Annotated in this window: 14 protein-coding genes and 2 rRNA genes (1 of these 16 running past the window's edge); 5 read left to right on the top strand and 11 right to left on the bottom strand. The window is 61.0% G+C overall.

Annotated features, from left to right (window positions below; all coding sequences use genetic code 11):
- Positions 1–55: 55 nt before the first annotated feature.
- On the bottom strand, positions 56–496 hold the full coding sequence (locus AADW18_RS13735) for a rhodanese-like domain-containing protein (RefSeq protein WP_337343943.1): 441 nt from the start codon (positions 494–496) through the stop codon (positions 56–58).
- A 91-nt stretch (positions 497–587) separates the two neighbouring features.
- Between AADW18_RS13735 and ftrA the strand changes: the two genes are divergently transcribed.
- On the top strand, positions 588–1,595 hold the full coding sequence (ftrA, locus tag AADW18_RS13730) for a transcriptional regulator FtrA (protein WP_337343942.1): 1,008 nt from the start codon (positions 588–590) through the stop codon (positions 1,593–1,595).
- Here the strand turns inward: ftrA and AADW18_RS13725 are convergent.
- The gene (locus tag AADW18_RS13725) at positions 1,583–2,359 is read right to left on the bottom strand and encodes an SDR family oxidoreductase (protein ID WP_337343941.1); all 777 of its coding nucleotides are present in this window, start codon (positions 2,357–2,359) and stop codon (positions 1,583–1,585) included. The two genes, ftrA and AADW18_RS13725, sit on opposite strands and share 13 nt — an antisense overlap.
- A gap of 78 nt (positions 2,360–2,437) precedes the next feature.
- Here AADW18_RS13725 and AADW18_RS13720 point away from each other — a divergent pair, with 78 nt between their 5' ends.
- The gene (locus AADW18_RS13720; RefSeq protein WP_337344005.1) at positions 2,438–2,650 is read left to right on the top strand and encodes a hypothetical protein; all 213 of its coding nucleotides are present in this window, start codon (positions 2,438–2,440) and stop codon (positions 2,648–2,650) included.
- Between the two features lie 267 nt (positions 2,651–2,917).
- Here AADW18_RS13720 and sppA read toward each other — a convergent pair whose 3' ends face one another.
- Both sppA and AADW18_RS13710 read right to left on the bottom strand, forming a co-directional pair.
- On the bottom strand, positions 2,918–4,816 hold the full coding sequence (gene sppA / locus AADW18_RS13715) for a signal peptide peptidase SppA (protein WP_337343940.1): 1,899 nt from the start codon (positions 4,814–4,816) through the stop codon (positions 2,918–2,920).
- A gap of 85 nt (positions 4,817–4,901) precedes the next feature.
- Complete coding sequence (locus AADW18_RS13710; protein ID WP_337343939.1) at positions 4,902–6,281, bottom strand: MATE family efflux transporter; 1,380 nt, start codon at positions 6,279–6,281, stop codon at positions 4,902–4,904.
- Positions 6,282–6,385: 104 nt separating this feature from the next.
- Here AADW18_RS13710 and AADW18_RS13705 point away from each other — a divergent pair, with 104 nt between their 5' ends.
- A complete protein-coding gene (locus AADW18_RS13705) occupies positions 6,386–7,597 on the top strand; it encodes a DUF3667 domain-containing protein (RefSeq protein ID WP_337343938.1) in 1,212 nt (403 codons plus the stop codon).
- 21 nt (positions 7,598–7,618) lie between these two features.
- Here AADW18_RS13705 and AADW18_RS13700 read toward each other — a convergent pair whose 3' ends face one another.
- Both AADW18_RS13700 and AADW18_RS13695 read right to left on the bottom strand, forming a co-directional pair.
- Positions 7,619–8,227 (bottom strand): DUF3106 domain-containing protein, encoded by a 609-nt coding sequence (locus AADW18_RS13700; RefSeq protein WP_337343937.1) that lies wholly within the window; start codon positions 8,225–8,227, stop codon positions 7,619–7,621.
- A complete protein-coding gene (locus AADW18_RS13695; protein WP_337343936.1) occupies positions 8,214–9,185 on the bottom strand; it encodes a hypothetical protein in 972 nt (323 codons plus the stop codon). Before AADW18_RS13695 ends, AADW18_RS13700 begins: the two co-directional genes overlap by 14 nt.
- A 460-nt stretch (positions 9,186–9,645) precedes the next feature.
- On the opposite strand from AADW18_RS13695, the gene AADW18_RS13690 reads away from it, so the two are divergent.
- Both AADW18_RS13690 and AADW18_RS13685 read left to right on the top strand, forming a co-directional pair.
- On the top strand, positions 9,646–11,826 hold the full coding sequence (locus tag AADW18_RS13690; RefSeq protein WP_337343935.1) for a primosomal protein N': 2,181 nt from the start codon (positions 9,646–9,648) through the stop codon (positions 11,824–11,826).
- 6 nt (positions 11,827–11,832) lie between these two features.
- Entirely contained in the window at positions 11,833–13,131 is a 1,299-nt protein-coding gene (locus AADW18_RS13685) for an NAD(P)/FAD-dependent oxidoreductase (protein ID WP_337343934.1), read from the top strand.
- Here AADW18_RS13685 and AADW18_RS13680 read toward each other — a convergent pair.
- The 5 genes from AADW18_RS13680 to AADW18_RS13660 all read right to left on the bottom strand — a co-directional run.
- Complete coding sequence (locus AADW18_RS13680; RefSeq protein ID WP_337343933.1) at positions 13,104–13,571, bottom strand: DUF1203 domain-containing protein; 468 nt, start codon at positions 13,569–13,571, stop codon at positions 13,104–13,106. The genes AADW18_RS13685 and AADW18_RS13680 overlap by 28 nt on opposite strands.
- 124 nt (positions 13,572–13,695) lie before the next feature.
- Complete coding sequence (gene rpoH / locus AADW18_RS13675; RefSeq protein ID WP_337343932.1) at positions 13,696–14,574, bottom strand: RNA polymerase sigma factor RpoH; 879 nt, start codon at positions 14,572–14,574, stop codon at positions 13,696–13,698.
- 116 nt (positions 14,575–14,690) lie between these two features.
- Positions 14,691–15,929: a dipeptidase gene (locus AADW18_RS13670; RefSeq protein WP_337343931.1), complete on the bottom strand. Its 1,239-nt coding sequence runs from the start codon at positions 15,927–15,929 to the stop codon at positions 14,691–14,693.
- Positions 15,930–16,029: 100 nt separating this feature from the next.
- Positions 16,030–16,144, bottom strand: a 5S ribosomal RNA gene (gene rrf / locus AADW18_RS13665).
- A gap of 154 nt (positions 16,145–16,298) precedes the next feature.
- Positions 16,299–18,467 (bottom strand): 23S ribosomal RNA (locus AADW18_RS13660) (it continues 711 nt past the right edge of the window).

Here is an 18,467-nt window from a genome sequence, read left to right as displayed (position 1 = left end):
CCTTCGTAGAGCGGAGCTTGCTCCGCTGCTTCTGGCGTATCGGCTCCGGAGACCATCAGCCGAGCAAGCTCGGCTCTGCATGAAGCGCAATGCCCGTGTCCTGTCCGCGTTCCAAGGTAAAGCCTTCATCCTGCCAGCCCGCAATGCCGCCAATCATCAGCTTCACCGGTCTTCTCAACCGCGCCAAGCGTATCGCGGCACGGTGCGCGCCATTGCAGTGCGGCCCCGCGCAATAGACAACGAAGAGCGTATCGGCGGGGTACGCGGATAATTTCGAGGCGACGATCTTCGCGTGCGGCAAGCTGATCGCGCCTGGCACGTGCCCTTGTTCGTACAGCGCATGACTGCGTGCATCCAACAACACGAAATCCTGCTGCCCGCGCGCGATAGCGTCGTGCACGTCCCAGCAATCGGTTTCGAAGCTGAGCGCTGATTCGAAACGATGCAGCGCCACGACATCGGCTGCGGCGGGAACGGCGGTGACGTGAGATGACATGGGGTTGTTCCGTTGAGGAGTGCGGTCATTGTTCGTCCTTTCCGCCAGCGGCGACAGTGGCAGAAACGACGTTTTCCGGTAACATCCCGCCATGCCTTCGCTACTGGTCGCCATCCTCGCCTACGACCGTTTGTGCACGTTCGAATTCGGTTGCGCAGTGGAGCTATTTGCTTTGGAACGGCCCGAACTGGACGTGCCGTGGTATCGGTACGCCGTCTGCGCCGCCGAGCCTGGGCCACTGCGAGCGGCCGGCGGTGTTCGCATCCAGGCACCCTATGGGCTGGGCAAGCTGCAGCGCGCGGACATCATTGTCGTGCCCGGTTGGCGCAGCCCGGACGAACGCCCGCCGGAAAAGCTGCTGACCGCGCTTCGCCGCGCTCATGCGCGCGGCGCGCGGCTATGTTCCATTTGTTCGGGCGTTTTCGTTCTGGCGCATGCCGGCTTGCTTGAAGGCAAGCGCGCGGCGACACATTGGCGATATGCATCTGAGCTTGCGCGGCAGTTCCCTAGCATCGCGGTCGATGCATCGTCGCTGTATGTGGACGAAGGGCAGATCATCACTTCGGCCGGCTCTGCCGCGGGCCTGGACATGTTGCTGCATCTGGTGCGCCGCGACTATGGTGCGCCCGTCGCCAATCGCGTGGCGCAGCGGCTGGTAATGTCCCCACATCGTGAAGGCGGGCAAGCGCAGTTCGTGCCGCGACCCATGCCTTCCGGCAACGGCAGTCCCATCGCAAGCCTGACGGATTGGATTCGTGCCAATCCGCGGGTCGATCATTCCGCGCGATCGATGGCCGAGCAGGCTCGCATGAGCGAACGCACGCTGCACCGCCGGTTCAAGGAAAGCACCGGTTTGACTCCCAACGACTGGGTCATCCGCGAGCGCATCACCATAGCTAAGGAGCTGCTGGAAACACGCCTCGACCTGGACGTCGAATCGGTCGCCGATCTCGCGGGATTCGGTTCTGCCGAATCGCTACGCCGGCACTTCCGACTGCATGGACTGACCTCGCCCCTGCACTATCGGAAACAGTTCGCTGGGGTGCCCGAAGCGACTTCACTGCCCACCCACCCGTTGCGACGGCGTCAGAAACCGTAGCGCAGAAACCCGCCATCGACCGCGATGCATTCGCCGGTGATGTAGCTGGCCGCGGGCAAGCACAAAAACCCAACCGCGGCGGCGACTTCCTCCGGCTCGCCGATGCGGCGCATGGGGGTACGGTCGATCACTTCTTCGTAGTAATCCGGGTCCGAGAGCGGGCCCGACGTGCGGCGCGTGCGGATGTACCACGGCGCAACCGCATTGACGCGCACTCCGTCCTCGGCCCATTCAGCCGCCAGGTTGCGGGTCAGTTGATGCAGCGCCGCCTTGGTCATGCCGTAGGGCGCACCGCTGCGCACGGCGGTCATGCCCGAGACACTGCCGACGTTGACGATGCTGGACACCGCGTGACGGGTCAGCAACGGATGGGCGTAGCGAGACAATTCGAATGCGGAGAACAAATTGGTTTCGAAGATGCCACGCCATTCGTCCTCGGTGTAGTCCACCGCGGCCTTGGTGACGTTGCCACCGGCGTTGTTGATCAGGATGTTGATGGCTTCGGAATGGTCCTCCACCCAGTCGAGGATCGCGCGCCGGTCTTCGTCGTCGGCTACGTTCGCGGCCAAACTGAGGATATCCCGGCCCGGGAATTCATCGGCCAGTTCGTCGCACGTCGTTTCCAGCGCCGCTGGATCGCGCGCCACCAACAGTACGTCGGCACCAAACGCCAATAGTTCGCGGGCGATCGCCAACCCGATCCCGGCGCTGGCCCCGGTTATCAACGCCGTTTGTCCATCCAGCCGCCAACGGTTCGTCGCCACCATTCTCTCCTTCGCCGCTCTCCTTGGTCATTGGGCGTAGCATAGCGCCACCCGTCATCGAGGGACGCACGCATGAACATGGCACTTCGTTCCGCTCTATTGGCCGGCATGATCGGTCTATGCGCCGCCTGCCGGCCCGAACCACCGCCCACCGATGATCCCCCGGAGCCGCAGGCCGCCGCGGCGGCCAACGAACTGCGCGACAGCATCCAGGCACCCATCGAGAAAGCCAAGGCGGTGGAGGAAGACGTGCAAAAGGCCGCTGATGCGCGCGCGGAAGCGATGCCGTGATGGAGCCGGGAATGGGGAATGGGAAATAGGGAATGGCGAGAAGCTATTGTTTTAGCTTCCCGGGTCAGACACGGAGCTCCCCTTCCTTCAAGCGCCAGAGGTGGATCACCGCCGGCTCGCCAACCTGTGAATCAAAAGAGCTCTGGGTCCGGATAGCGAACGCTTACGCGGACTTGATCGGCCGCACCATCCGGATGACGGGGCGATCGCTACGAGGACGTGCTGGGACCTGCGGCTTCCTTCCGAAGAAGGAAGCCGGGTGATGCATCAGTAACCGCAGAAGCAGTACGCCAGCGCTTTCACCGGCGCGCCATTGCGGTCGTGGACGGCTTCGTCGACGAAGCGCAGATGCGCTTCCATTTCGGGCAGGCTGCGCGCGAGGATGCCGCGGGCGAGGTCGGAATCCTTCAGCATGGCAACACCAATATGGCTGCCGGCCAGGCCGCTCATGAATTGCGAGAACGGCGAAGCCTCTTTCTCGATGTAACGCACGCGGTATTTGTCGGGCTCGCCCAGCTTGGCACGCTTGGCAGCGTCGGTCAGCGCGGCTTCGAAGCCACCCAGCTCATCAACCAAGCCACGCTCCTTCGCCTGCGCGCCACTCCACACGCGGCCGCGAGCGACGGCATCGATATCCTCCACCGGCCGCTTGCGCGCGTCCGCCACTTTGCCGGTGAAATCGGCATAGCCCTTGTCGATGATCGACTGGATCACGCGACCGACCGCCGGATCCAGCGGTCGGGTGATATCGAAAGCGCCGGCAAACCGCGTGGTGCCCACACCATCGGTGCGTACGCCGATCTTCTCCAGCGTGCGCGGCACCGTGGGAATCATGCCGAAGATGCCAATGGAACCTGTGATGGTGGAAGGATCGGCGTAGATGCGATCGGCGTTCATCGATATCCAGTAACCGCCGGACGCCGCCAGATCGCCCATCGATACCACGACCGGTTTGCCCGCCGCCTTGAGCGCAGCCACTTCGCGGCGGATCTGTTCGGAGGCAAATACACCGCCGCCGGGCGAGTCGACCCGCAACACCACTGCCTTCACGTCATCGTCGTCGCGTGCTTCGCGCAACAACGCGGAAGTGGACTCGCCGCCGACACGGCCGGCTGGCTGATCGCCATCGGTGATTTCGCCCTCGGCCACCACAACCGCCACTTGCGGGCGTTGACCGATTGGCGGACGTTTGCTGTCCAATTGCAGCAGGTAGGCATTCAAACCCACCTCGCGGAAACCGCTTTCGGAATCCTCGTCCGCCACGCCACGTTCGGCAAGTAGATCTTCCACCTGCTCCTGTGTTTTCAACCCGTCCACCAGCTTCTGCTGCAAGGCGAACTTGGCCAGGTCGCCGCCGGCTGCAGCGATACCTTCCGGCATCGTGTCGATGCCGGCCGCCAGCTGCGCCGCCGTTACCTTGCGTGCCTTGGCGATGTCATCAAGGAAGCGCTGCCACACATCGCCCATCCAATAAAGATCAGCTTCCTTGGCTTCATCGGAAGCTGCGTCCAGTACGAACGGCTCGACCGCGGACTTGTACTCGCCCACTTTGAACACATGCACGTCGACGCCCAGCTTTTCCTGCAGGCCCTGGCGATAGTACTGGCGGTAGCGTCCGAGGCCTTCCAGGATCAGGCTGCCCATCGGATCGATGTAGACCTCATTGGCTTGCGCGGCCAACAAGTACTGGCCCTGGCTCATGTTCTCGCCGAAGGCGACGATCTGCTTGCCGGACTGGCGGAATTTCGCCAACGCAGCTGCGACATCGCGCAGCGATGCATAGCCGCTGGGTTCCAGCCGATCCACTCGCAACAGCACGCGTTCGATCTTCTTGTCCGTGCGCGCCGCTTCCAGCGCGCGCAACAGATCGCGCAGCTGTACTTCTTCGCCACTCTTGTCGCCGAGCGCCTTGGCAAGCGCCCGTGTCGCCGGATCGGCCGTGTACTGCTCCACCAGGCGGCCTTCCGGCGCGATCACCAGTGTCGTGCGCTCGGTCAGCGGCTTGACCCCGCCGCCACTGCCCACCGCCACCAGGAAGATGATCAGGAACAAGAACAACAGCCCGAAGAACAGCAAGTTGAGAACCAGCTTGCGGGTGAAATTCATCACGTCCCACAAACCCACAAAGAAGGTGGCAATGGGTCCGCGTCGGACAGGTTGGTTCATGGTCTACTCCGTATGGCTGCAGCCACTTTAGCGCGTATGGCTGCGAATTTTCATGCCCCGTTAGTCACCGTGCCGTCACGCACCTTCAGTGTGATTGCGGCTGCCCGCCAATCTGCGCCGACCAGCGGCGGCTGCTACGACGGAAGCGCCAGCTCATCGACACCGCCGCCGCGGTCAGCCCCAGAATCAATCCCAGCCACATGCCCGGCGGTCCCCAGCCCAACCCAAGACCAAGTCCGGCGCCTAACGGCATGCCCAAGCCCCAGTAGGAAAACGCCGCCAACCACATGGGAACCCGCGTGTCCTTCAAACCACGCAATGCTCCCGCGGAAAGCACCTGAATGCCATCAGGGAACTGGAACGCCGCGGCGAAAAGCAACAACGTACCCGCCATTCCCGCCACGGCCAGATCACGTGTGTATAGCGACACCACGGCGTCGTGTCCGATCAGCAACGCCAATGCGGACAATGTCTGCGTACCCAGCACGATGGCATAACCCGCATACGCCGCGCGACGGATGCCATGCGAATCACCTGCTCCCACCGCGTGTCCTACCCGCACCGTCGTAGCCTCGCCCACGCCCATGGGGATCATGAAACACAGCGCTGCCACATTGATGGCGATCTGATGAGCGGCCGCGGGTATCGCCCCCAACCGCGCGATCAACAGGGCGGTAACGATGAACAAGCTGCCTTCCATCAGCACGGTGATACCGATCGGCAGGCCCGTTTTCAGCAGCTGTCCGATCGGTTGCCAATGCGGCGGATCGAACCGGTGGAAAAGTTGCAGATGGGCGAAACGTTTCGCGTTCCGCAGATAGATGGCGAATGCGCACGCCTGCATCCACATCATGATGGCCGACGCGATACCAAGACCTCCCGCGCCCATTTCCGGCAATCCGAACTTCCCGAAAGCGAGCACATAGCCCAGCGGTGCCAGCACCAGCAAACCACCGAACCCCAGCAACATCGTAGGCAGTGTCCAATGCATGCCTTCGCTCAGATAGCGCATGCAGAAGTACAGTGTCAACGCCGGCACGCCCCAGCGGATACCGTGCAGGAAGGCGGTAGCACCGGGCACGATCTCCGGCGCTATGCCGAATCTGGCCAATCCATAAGGCGCAACGCTCAGGAAGGTGAACATCAGCGCGCTCAGGCCCAGCGACAGCCACAGGGCTTGCCGGAACAGCGGCCCGATTTCAGCGCGGCGACCCGCACCATTCAATTGCGACACCGACGCGGTCAGTGAAATGAGGGTACCAATGGGCACCATCATGGGAAGCCAGAGCAAGGCCGTGCCGACGGTAACCGCGGCCAGCGTCTGCGTGCTGTGGTGACCGGCGATGACGTTGTCGACGAAGCCGATCAAACCCGTGGAAACATGGCCCAGCACCAGCGGCAATGCGAGCGTCGCGGTGGCGCGCACTTCATGGCCAAAGCGCGGGGAAGGAGATATTGAGGACATGGGATCCGAAGCAGCCGAACTGCGGTCGCGCGAGTTGCGCACTGGCACCGGGTCGCGGCGGACCGGTATCTTAACCGCTTACATCGGGGAACCCTTCACCGCTCATGAGCCAGACCGTCGACCTTGCGCACGCCAGTGCATGCGAGAACTGCGAGACAACACTGCAAGGTGGCTTCTGCCATCTCTGCGGACAGAATGCGCACAGCCCGCTGCGCCACACGGGCCATGCGCTGGAAGAAGTCTTCGAATCGTTCTGGCACCTGGATGGCCGCGTCTTCCGTACCCTGCGCGAACTGCTGTCGCCCGGCCGCTTGGCCAACGCGTATCTGGCTGGCCACCGCGTGCGCTACATCGCACCGCTGCGGCTGTTCGTCATCCTTAGCGTGCTGACTTTCTTCGTCGCACAGTACGTCGTCCATTTCACTGGCCCCGCCAACCTGCCTGCTATTCCCGTGCCCCCGGGGCAAGTGGCTGCGCCCGGCAATGAGAACGCCGGGGGTGTGGATTTTCAGCATTTGAAAACGGCCGAAGAGGTCCTCACGCTACGCGATGAAACGGTCGGGGGTTTGCTTGCCGCCCGCGCCACTCTTCCTCCGGTGCTCGCACATCCGCGGCAGCAAATCGAACAAAATATTCGTTCCACCCAGGCACGTGCCCGGCAGCGTGTGACTGAGTTGCAGCCGGACCATCCCATGCTGTCGAAGCCGGACCTGATTCCGGAGGATCAAGATGTAACGGGTCCGGACCCCGGCTCGCTGTTCTCCTCCGGCGGAAAGCGCTGGCATCCCACGGATAATCCGGTCCATGTAACCTGGTTGCCTGATCTGGCAAACCGCTGGTTGAACAAGAAGCTGGCGCGTGCGCAGGAAAACCTTCCGCGTATGCAACGAGACCCCGAGCTGTTCAAGGAAGCCTTCATTGGCGCGGTGCCTTCTGCGTTGTTCGTGCTGGTGCCTGTGTTCGCGCTACTGCTGAAACTGGGTTATCTGGGAAGTCGCCGTTCGTATCTGGAACATCTCGTCGTGGCGCTCTACAGCCATGCCTGGCTTTGTCTGGCGCTGTTGAGCATCTTCGCGTTGAATGGCCTGGGCGACCTGATCGCTCCTTATGCGCCATGGCTCGGTACGGTGGCTGGCTTTGTCGTGTCGCTGGTGGTGATATGGATGCCCGGCTATCTTCTGCTGATGCAGAAGCGCGTCTACCAGCAAAGCTGGTGGATCACGATTCCTAAGTATCTGGTGCTCGGCAGCCTGTATTTCACCTTGGTGGTGTTCGCCGGCGTGTTGGTTGTGGTCACCAGCTTCGTCGGCGGGTGAAGTCTTGCAAATCGCCGATCGCTACTGGTCACGGCGCGCACGCAGCCATGTACTGCGTTGCGCCGTCGGTACAACCAGGAGCTCTTGCCGGAACGCTGCCCGCTCCTGCGGCGGAATGCGTTGCGCCAGCACTGCCAGGTCGTTGCGCTGTTCGGCGTCCAGCTGTCGTAACAGGGATATCGTGGCATCACGTTCCACTTCGGGTACGAAGCCGAACAACGGCTGCAAGCGGGGATAGTCCGCGCCCAGTACAGGACCCAGCCGCCACCCGCGGCGCTGCATTTCATCCAAGGCATCGAAACGCGAGCGGAGCATCGCCTGTTGCTCCGGCGGCAAGGCGCTTATCTCCTCGGCAGCGGCGCGCACGCGCATCTTCTGGACGTCGTCCAACGCTTGCCAGGCGGCGTAGCGTCCCCGTCGATCCTCGCGCTCTTCACGCGGCAAGGTATTCCAAACAGTCATCCGCTGCACGAACGCGGCGCGCTGCGGCGGTGAGAGTGCGTCCAAGCGCCAGCGCCGTTGCTGTAGCGTGTCCTGCACGTCGGTCGACAATGCGGGCAAACCCAATAGGGCGGCCGAGCCTAAGGACAGAACGAGGGCAATCCGTACCAACGCTTTAGAACTCCGCATTGGTGGACTCCGGAAGCGTATTTCCTGTTGCGTTCACGGCAGCAGGAGTTTCAGCCGGTCCGTCTGCGGCGTACCAAGCATAGAAGTCGGCTTGCTGTGCGATGGCTTCTCCTTCCGCATCGAACAACAGGTCGAAATCCGGATGCGACAACTGTGCGAAAGCGGCGTCGTAACGTGCCGCGGGCGCGGAGGAAGGCAAGGCTTCGATGGCAATGGGAGGTGCGCCGAAGGTATCGGTTTCCGAGCTCGAGGACGCGGTGGTCGATGCAGGGAGCCAGGTGAACATCTGCGGCCATAGGTAAGTGGCGGCAATGGCGCCACCGCAAACCACCAGCACCAGCAATGCCCACCACCAGCGGCGTGTTCCGCGCGGTTGCTGCGCGGGCACCCAGGACGCAGGAACCAACGGGGGTTGCCGGGCGGGAACGCTGGCGATAGCGCTTTCGCGCAATCTTGCCAGCCGCGCCAGCCGGTCCGGCGGCAGGTCGCGCAGCTGTTGCTGGGCGGCTTCAGCCAGCAGGCGCCAACCTTCCGGGTCGGGCCGGCCTGCGGAATCTTGTGGACAAGCCGAGGTCAGCGCCTGCCGGTAGCCGGCCTGATCCAGGCCAAGCACGGCCGTGGCATCGTCCTCCGCCAGGCCCGCGACCAACCGCGCCAGCAGCGCGGCGCGTACGGGCGGTTCCAGCGCACTCAAGCGCTGGAGCGCCAACGGCCAGCTCGCGGCAGCGGCATTCTGGCGTAATCCGGGCGAGGCGATCAGCAGCGCCCAGAAGCGGCGCGGCCAGTCGGCCATCGGTGCGCTGGCGGCGTGACTGCGGAACGCCCGCATGGCGGCCAGCAGCGTCATATCGCCTACGTCGGGATTTCCGGATTGCAGCTGAGCGAACAGAACAGCTCGCCGCTCCACGCCGCGCAGGAAGGCGGACAGTGCCGCGGGCGTTTCGCCGGCTTCGCTCATGAAGGAAATTGACTGTGGATCGCGTTCATTGCGGTCGCATCATAGCTAGGTGCCGCACCGTTCCGGATGCTTGACACACCGCCAAAATCTGCTCTCCGAAGCAGGGCAAGGCTTTCCGGCAAAACGCGTTGTGCACAGCGGTCATAGATTCGTCATGAGGACGTGGAAGCAGAGGCGCGCTGACCGTATTTCAGCTTTGTTTCACATCTATATTGTTGTTTTTAATAGAAAAAGCGCCTTTGGCGTTTTTTTCACCAAGATGGAGAGGAGGCTTGTAGCAGGCTCGTTCCGGCGTGGAGCCAGCCCGCCATGCACAGATTTATCCACAGACGATGTGGATAAATCCGAATCCCTTTTCATAACCGGCACTTGCGTGATTTTCGTCAAGGAATTGACAGATTGTCGACGCAACTGAAGCGGCGTTCACGGCCGGGCAGCCGGGCCGCTAAACTGGCCGCGAATGCTCTCCGATGCCCTGCTCAGAATCGCCCTGCCGCTTCCCTTGCCCCGGGGTTTCGACTATCTCCCACCTGCCGGTCACACCGTTTCTCCCGCCGATGTAGGGCGGCGTGTACGGGTACCGTTCGGTTCGCGCGAACTGACCGGCGTGGTGGCGGAAGTAGTCCCTCCAGGCGATGGCCACCATGAGCTTCGCGAGGTGTTGGCTGTCCTTGATGCCGCACCGCTCTTTCACGGGGAGTTGCTGGATTCACTGCAATGGCTGGCGCGCTATACCCACGCGCCGCTGGGGGAGGTATTCGCCACGGCACTACCTGCACCGCTGCGACAGGGCGAACCCGTGCCGGAATCGAACGTCTGGGCGTGGCGTATGACCCGCGATGGAGCGGCCAATGCAGAGGGCTTGCGGCAGGGCCGTCCACGTCGATTGGCGGAATTGATAAAGCTGGGACCACTGGAGGAAGACACTCTGGACCTCCGGATGGAGGATTGGCGCAGCGCCGCACGCGCTCTGCTCAAACGCGGGTACGCCGAACGCGTAGCCGTTTCCGCGAGCGTTCCGGTGCCGCAGCCCCAATCGGGTCCGATGCTCAACGAAGAACAGCACGCGGCAGCGACAAGCATCCTCGCAACGGAGGGCTTCCTACCGCTGCTGCTGGACGGCGTTACCGGCAGCGGTAAGACCGAGGTCTATCTGCATGCCATCGCCGATTGCCTGCGGCGTGGCCGCCAGGCGCTGGTGCTGGTGCCGGAGATCGGCCTGACTCCGCAAACGCTGGCGCGGTTCCGCGCTCGGTTGGGCGTGCCGGTGCATGCACTGCATTCTGGGTTGAACGACAACGAGCGTGCACGTACCTGGGCTGCCTGCGCGCGCGGGGAAGCACGCGTGGTGGTGGGCACACGGTCGGCGGTGTTCACGCCACTGCCGGAAGCGGGTTTGATCATCGTCGATGAAGAACACGACGGCAGCTACAAACAGCAGGATGGCATCCGTTACCACGCCCGCGACTTCGCACTGGTGCGCGGCAAGGCCTTGGCGGTGCCGGTGGTGCTGGGCAGCGCCACACCGTCGATGGAATCGCTGCACAACGCTCATAGCGGCCGTTACACGCATCTGCGGCTGTCGCATCGAGCCGGCGATGCCAAGCCACCCTCGGTCAGAGTGCTGGACGTGCGTAAGCGCTCGCAGCAAGCCGGTTTGTTGCCCGAAATGGTCCAGGCGATCCGTCGAGCAGTCGACGCCGGCGGTCAGGTGCTGGTGTTCAAGAATCGCCGCGGTTACGCGCCGGTGCTGCTCTGTCACGACTGCGGCTGGAGTGCGCGATGCAAGCGCTGCGATTCACCCATGACGGTGCATGCCGGCGGCAAACGCCTGCAATGCCATCACTGCGGCGCACGCCAAGCCGCGCCTCCGGCTTGCCCCGATTGTGGCGGCCTTGCATTGCAGCCCCAGGGTATCGGCACCGAGCGGCTGGAAGAGACATTGTCGGAAATTTTCGTCGATGTGCCGGTACTGCGCATCGACCGCACCACCACTCAGCGCCGCGACGCGCTGGCCAAGCATTTGGCGTCGCTCGGCGATCGGCCTGGCATTTTGGTGGGCACGCAGATCCTGGCCAAAGGTCATGATCTGCCGCACCTGACGCTGGTCGTCGTGGTGGGCGTGGACGAAGGCTTGTTCTCCACGGATTTCCGCGCGGGCGAGAAGTTGGCGCAACAGCTGATTCAAGTGGCCGGACGCGCGGGCCGTGCGGAAAAGCGGGGAGAAGTCTGGTTGCAGACGCATCATCCGGATCATCCGCTGCTCAATACACTGATCAATGGGGGTTATCACGCCTTTGCAGAGGCCGAGCTGCAGCAGCGCGAAGCGGCGGGTTTCCCGCCATTCGCTCATCTGGCGTTGCTGCGCGCCGAGGCACAGCAGAGCGACGCTGCATTGAACTTCCTGCAAGCGGCCAAGCAGCGATTACGCGCCCAGGACTCGACACTTGAGATGCACGGGCCGTTGCCGGCGCCGATGCCCAAGCGCGCCGGCATGCACCGCATGCAGCTGTTGCTTTCGGCGCCAGACCGGCGCCTGCTGCATCGCCTGCTCGATCACACCGTTCCCGCTTTCTACGACCTGCCCGAGGCGCGCAAGACGCGCTGGTCGTTGGATATCGATCCCATCGATCTCTATTGAGTGTTTATGACTTCTTCGCACACATCGGTCCCGCACATCGTCGTCCTCGGCGGCGGCTTCGCCGGTCTTTGGGCGACTCGCGCATTGGCGAATTCGCCAGCACGCATCACCCTCATTGATCGCCACAACCATCATCTTTTTCAGCCATTGCTGTATCAGGTGGCGACTGCCGGCTTGTCGGCGCCGGACATCGCCGCACCGTTGCGACACATCCTGCGTAAGCAAACCAACGTGGAAGTCCGGCTGGCAGAAGTGCTCACTATCGAGCCGCAGAAAAAACAGGTGGGACTGGACGACGGCAGTACGTTGGGTTTCGACTATCTCCTGGTCGCCACCGGTGCGACCCACGCCTACTTCGGCCACGACGAATGGGCACGCCACGCACCCGGCCTGAAGACATTGAACGACGCGCTGCAATTGCGTCGTCACCTGCTGCTGGCGTTCGAGCGAGCGGAGGCGGAGACGGACCCTGCGCAGCGTGCCGCATGGTTGAACTTCGCTATCGTCGGTGGTGGCCCAACCGGAGTGGAACTGGCGGGTACGCTGGCGGAGATCGCCCGGCATACGCTGAAGAACGAATTTCGCAATATCGATTCTTCGGAAGCACGCGTGCGCTTGATCGAGGCCGGACCCCGGGTACTGTCTTCATTTCCGGAATCGCTGTCGGAAAAAGCCCGCCTGCAACTGTCCAAGTTAGGGGTCGAAGTTTCGACCGGCATACCGGTCACTGACATCAACGAAGACGGCTACCGCCTGGCTGACGAATTCGTCGCGGCAAAGACCGTTGTCTGGGCTGCTGGCGTGGCCGCGTCACCCTTAGCCAAGTCGCTGGCCGTACCATTGGACCGCGCGGGCCGCGTGCTAGTGCAACCGGATCTGAGTGTGCCTGGCCATCCTGACATCTTCGTCGCCGGCGATCTGGCGGCGATCGCCTCCGATGGCAAGCCGGTGCCCGGTGTTGCGCCTGCCGCGAAACAAATGGGGCGGCATGTAGCGCAGACCATCCAGGCACGTCTTGCCGGAGCGGCGGCAACGCCGTTCCAGTACAAGGACTATGGCAATCTCGCCACTATTGGGCGCATGGCGGCGGTGGTGGATTTCGGCAGGCTGAAATTTTCAGGAATTCTAGCCTGGTGGTTCTGGCTTGCCGCGCACGTGTTTTTTCTCATTGGCTTCCGCAACCGAACCGTCGTCCTGCTCAATTGGGCGTGGGCGTATTGGAGTTACCAGCGCGGCGCCCGGATCATCCTGGGCGGCGACAACGCCGGCGAAGACGATCAGTCGCGATCGACACGGCAGGCATAGCAGCCCGGCCGCGCATTGTGGATATGCAGATAGGCGATCTGTTCGCGCTCGAAGAAGCCGGTAATGATCGCTTCCAGGCCTGTTCCCTCCACTACTTCCGCAGCGTGCATCCAACCGTGTTCGTCGTAGGCTCGTACGGAAAGCAGGCGGTGCAGGAAGGACGGCGGAATGCGATCTTGGAAGCTTGCGGCAGCGGTGGGTTGTTGCCGGATGAATATCGGACCGCTGGCGCGGTAAGGACCCTCCACGTCGTGGTGCTGGTGGGGAAGCAACAGCAAGGGTTCGCCAGCCTTGGCGTCCTGTAAAGAAATTCGACAAGGAAAGCCGCGATCGCTGTCCGCCAAGACACGACGGATGTTCAGTGCAGCAAGCGCGCTGTCTTCCAAGGACCAGAGATTCTTGAAGGGTTCCGGCGATAGGCCGGTAATACGATAAGCCATGATGTGCTCCTACCTTGAGTGGTTGGCACTATCCTGCTGTTTCGTAATGTCCGGCGATATCCGGATCTTGCACACAAAAACGGCTCCGTTTCCGGAGCCGTTTGGGTTTGACTGATCCGCTGCTTTAGGCGGCGAACAGCGCCTTCATCTTTTTCAGCGCGTTCGCTTCGATCTGGCGGATACGCTCGGCGGAAACGCCGTATTCGTCAGCCAGCTCCTGCAGCGTGATCTTGCTTTCGGCATCCAGCCAACGACGCTTGATGATGTCGCGCGAACGTTGATCCAGACCGGCCAAGCCTTCACGCAACAACTCCAGCTGGTTGTCGGCGCTGTCAGCACGTTCGTAAGCCTGCGACGGGTCTTCGTCGTGCGCGACCAAGTAGCTCGCCGGCGACGGCGGGGTGTGGTCTTCGTCTTCGTCTGCCGGAGCATCGAAACCGATGTCACGACCTGACAGGCGCGACTCCATCTCAAGTACTTCGCGCTCGGACACATTAAGGTCTTTCGCTACCGCGCTGACTTCCGCTGCATTCATCCATCCCAACCGGGTCTTGGATTTGCGCAGGTTGAAGAACAATTTGCGCTGAGCTTTGGTCGTAGCGACTTTGACGATGCGCCAATTCTTGAGGATGAACTCGTGCATTTCCGCACGGATCCAGTGCACCGCGAAGCTCACCAAGCGCACACCGATTTCCGGATCAAAGCGCTTCACCGCTTTCATCAGACCGATATTGCCTTCCTGGATCAGGTCGCCTAGCTGCAGGCCGTAGCCGCTATAACCGCGGGCGACATGCACCACGAAGCGTAGATGCGAATGCACCAGTTCGCGCGCGGCATCCAGGTCTTCTTTTTCGCGATAACGACGCGCCAGTTCCTGCTCCTCGTCAACGGTCAGCACCGGAATCTGATGCACGGCACTGACGTATGCGTCCAGCGAACCGAGCGCACTGGGAATCGGCAGATTGTTGGCCACCATAGCGGTGGTAGGGGAGGTCTGGTTCATAGGCACCATATTAGCAGTCGGGGGATTCGACTGCTAACCCGAGAAATAGTTCCCTATCATCCTGTCGATGGAACAATTACCAGATTCTGTTCAACCTAAATTTATGTTTTTACTCGTTATTTCGCCCTGACGCTCTCCGCCTTGCTTTGGACGGCCCGCAGCACTCTGAGCAGGTTGCCGCCCCAGACGTTGCGGATGTCTTGGTCCGTATAGCCCGCCTGGCGTAGTCGCTCCGTGATGGCAGGGAGCGCCGATACATCCTCCAGACCCACGACGCCACCGCCTCCGTCCCAATCCGCTCCGATCCCCACGTGATCTGGACCTGCGACTTTCAAGATGTGCAGCAGATGGCGCATGTAGTCGTCCAAGGTGGCGCGCGGAACGGGGTACTGTTGATCGACCGATCGCCGTTCCTGCAGGTAAGCCTGGACTTGCCCTGGAGTCAGTCCGCTCTCGGGTCCATATTTCTTGGATAGGGCGGACAGCGCTTCCTCGCGCGCGGGAACTTTAGGCACCTCAACTAAATAGCCGCCATACGCGTTGACGTGGATCACCCCTCCCTTGGCCGCCAATTTTCGGATCCGAGCATCGTCAATGTTGCGAGGATGCTCGTATATGGCATCGGCACTGGTATGCGACAGGACAATGGGCGCCTGCGATAGTTCCAGCACTTGATCGAAGACGGCATCGCTGGCGTGCGAAGCGTCCAACAGGATGCCCAGCCGGTTTGCTTCGCTGACCAACTCACGTCCCTTCGGACTCAAACCTCCCCATTCCTGACCTTTCGCATCCGTGGAGGAGTCTCCAAAGTCGTTATTCAATACATGGGTGATGCCCAGCATGCGCAACCCGAGGCGATGGTAAGCACTCAGCAAAGTGGGATCGGATGCCAACGGCGACGCATTCTCCATGCTGATAAAAACTACCCGCTTGCCTTCGGCTGCAATCCGCTCCGCATCGTCCGCGGTCAATGCCAGCTGGAAGTCGGCGGCATTGGCCGCCAACATTTTGTGGATGGCGACCAGCCGCTCCAGTGCATGATCCCGCGCATCGCGATTGCCCGCGGGATCGCGCGCTCCTTGACCGGTGTAGACCACCCAGAAGCCGCCATCCAGACCACCGGCTTTCATACGCGGCAGATCGACTTGGGCGAGGTCCGCGTCGTGCTCGTGATTGTCGCTGATGCTCCAACCAGGCCGGGCGAAATTAGCGGGAGTATCGAGGTGGGTATCCAGAACCAAGGCGCTTTCGTGTAACTGTTTAACGCCCTCCGTAACCACCTGCTCTGCATTCACGCCAAAAGCCACCGGGAGACCGAACATCAGGCACGTCATCACCAAAGGCCGCAGCTTCATCGCAGGATTTCCCCAATGTGGATAAGTGCTCGATTGTTCGCCAAACCAAAGCAATAAAAAACCCCCAATCTCATATGAGATTGGGGGTTTGGGGTAAAGCCCCTGGCGATGACCTACTCTTGCATGGCTTAAGCCACACTACCATCGGCGCGGCTGCGTTTCACTTCCGTGTTCGGGATGGGAACGGGTGGGACCACAGCGCTAATTTCACCAGGGAGACGGTTGGAGCGTGCAGGCATCCGATAGAACGGAGCCGCACCGTCTCGCATAGGGTCTTGTGACGTAGCTTGCTATTTTGGATTTTCATCGACGTGACCGTCGAGGAAGCTTTCCCTTGTGAGGGAAGCACGTAAAGCAACTTGAGGTTATATGGTCAAGCCGCACGGATCATTAGTATCAGTTAGCTCAACGCATTGCTGCGCTTACACACCTGACCTATCAACCACGTAGTCTTCATGGTTCCTTTAGGGGGCTTGTGCCCCGGGAAGTCTCATCTTGAGGCGCGCTTCCCGCTTAGATGCTTTCAGCGGTTATCGCTTCCGAACATAGCTACCCGGCAATGCCACTGGCGTGACAACCGGAACACCAGAGGTTCGTCCACTCCGGTCCTCTCGTACTAGGAGCAGCCCCTCTCAAACTTCCAACGCCCATGGCAGATAGGGACCGAACTGTCTCACGACGTTCTGAACCCAGCTCGCGTACCACTTTAAATGGCGAACAGCCATACCCTTGGGACCGACTACAGCCCCAGGATGTGATGAGCCGACATCGAGGTGCCAAACACCGCCGTCGATATGAACTCTTGGGCGGTATCAGCCTGTTATCCCCGGAGTACCTTTTATCCGTTGAGCGATGGCCCTTCCATACAGAACCACCGGATCACTAAGTCCTACTTTCGTACCTGCTTGATCCGTCGATCTCGCAGTCAAGCACGCTTATGCCTTTGCACACAGTGCGCGATGTCCGACCGCGCTGAGCGTACCTTCGAGCTCCTCCGTTACTCTTTGGGAGGAGACCGCCCCAGTCAAACTACCCACCATACATGGTCCCCGATCCGGATTACGGACCTAGGTTAGAACGTCAAGCACGACAGGGTGGTATTTCAAGGTTGGCTCCACGACAGCTAGCGCCATCGCTTCAAAGCCTCCCACCTATCCTACACAGACGAACTCAACGTTCAATGTAAAGCTATAGTAAAGGTTCACGGGGTCTTTCCGTCTTGCCACGGGAACGCTGCATCTTCACAGCGATTTCAATTTCACTGAGTCTCGGGTGGAGACAGCGCCGCTGTCGTTACGCCATTCGTGCAGGTCGGAACTTACCCGACAAGGAATTTCGCTACCTTAGGACCGTTATAGTTACGGCCGCCGTTTACTGGGGCTTCGATCAAGAGCTTCGCCTTGCGGCTGACCCCATCAATTAACCTTCCAGCACCGGGCAGGCGTCACACCCTATACGTCCACTTTCGTGTTTGCAGAGTGCTGTGTTTTTGATAAACAGTCGCAGCGGCCTGGTTTCTGCGGCCCTCTTCAGCTCAGCTGCGCATGCAGCCACCAAAAAGGGCGCACCTTCTCCCGAAGTTACGGTGCCATGTTGCCTAGTTCCTTCACCCGAGTTCTCTCAAGCGCCTGAGAATTCTCATCCTACCCACCTGTGTCGGTTTACGGTACGGTCTGCGTGAGCTGAAGCTTAGGAGCTTTTCCTGGAAGCGTGGTATCGGTGACTTCGTCCTAAAGGACTCGTCTCGGTGCTCGGTCTTAAAGGATCCCGGATTTGCCAAAGATCCAAACCTACCGCCTTTCCCCCGGACAACCAACGCCGGGTACACCTAACCTTCTCCGTCCCTCCATCGCACTCACGCGAGGTGCAGGAATATTAACCTGCTTCCCATCGACTACGGCTTTCGCCCTCGCCTTAGGGACCGACTAACCCTGCGCCGATTAACGTTGCGCAAGGAAACCTTGGGCTTTCGGCGTGCGGGTTTTTCACCCGCATTATCGTTACTCATGTCAGCATTCGCACTTCCGATACCTCCAGCAGACTTCTCAATCCACCTTCAACGGCTTACGGAACGCTCCTCTACCGCGCATCACAAAGTGATGCACCCCAAGCTTCGGTTTATCGCTTAGCCCCGTTAAATCTTCCGCGCAGACCGACTCGACCAGTGAGCTATTACGCTTTCTTTAAAGGGTGGCTGCTTCTAAGCCAACCTCCTGGCTGTCTGTGCCTTTCCACATCGTTCACCACTTAGCGATAAATTTGGGACCTTAGCTGTGGGTCTGGGTTGTTTCCCTTTTCACGACGGACGTTAGCACCCGCCGTGTGTCTCCCATACAGTCCGTCTTGGTATTCGGAGTTTGCCATGGTTTGCTAAGACGCGATGTCCCGCTAGCCATAACAGTGCTCTACCCCCAAGAGGATTCATATGAGGCGCTACCTAAATAGCTTTCGAGGAGAACCAGCTATCTCCGGGTTCGATTAGCTTTTCACTCCTAATCACACCTCATCCCCGTCTTTTGCAACAGACGTGGGTTCGGG

The sequence above is a fragment of the Pseudoxanthomonas sp. CCNWLY206-1 genome (genome assembly GCF_039710385.1).
Taxonomy (GTDB): Bacteria; Pseudomonadota; Gammaproteobacteria; order Xanthomonadales; family Xanthomonadaceae; genus Pseudoxanthomonas_A.
The sequence above is the reverse complement of the archived record's forward strand: the minus strand, read 5'-3'. Positions and strand labels throughout refer to the sequence as shown.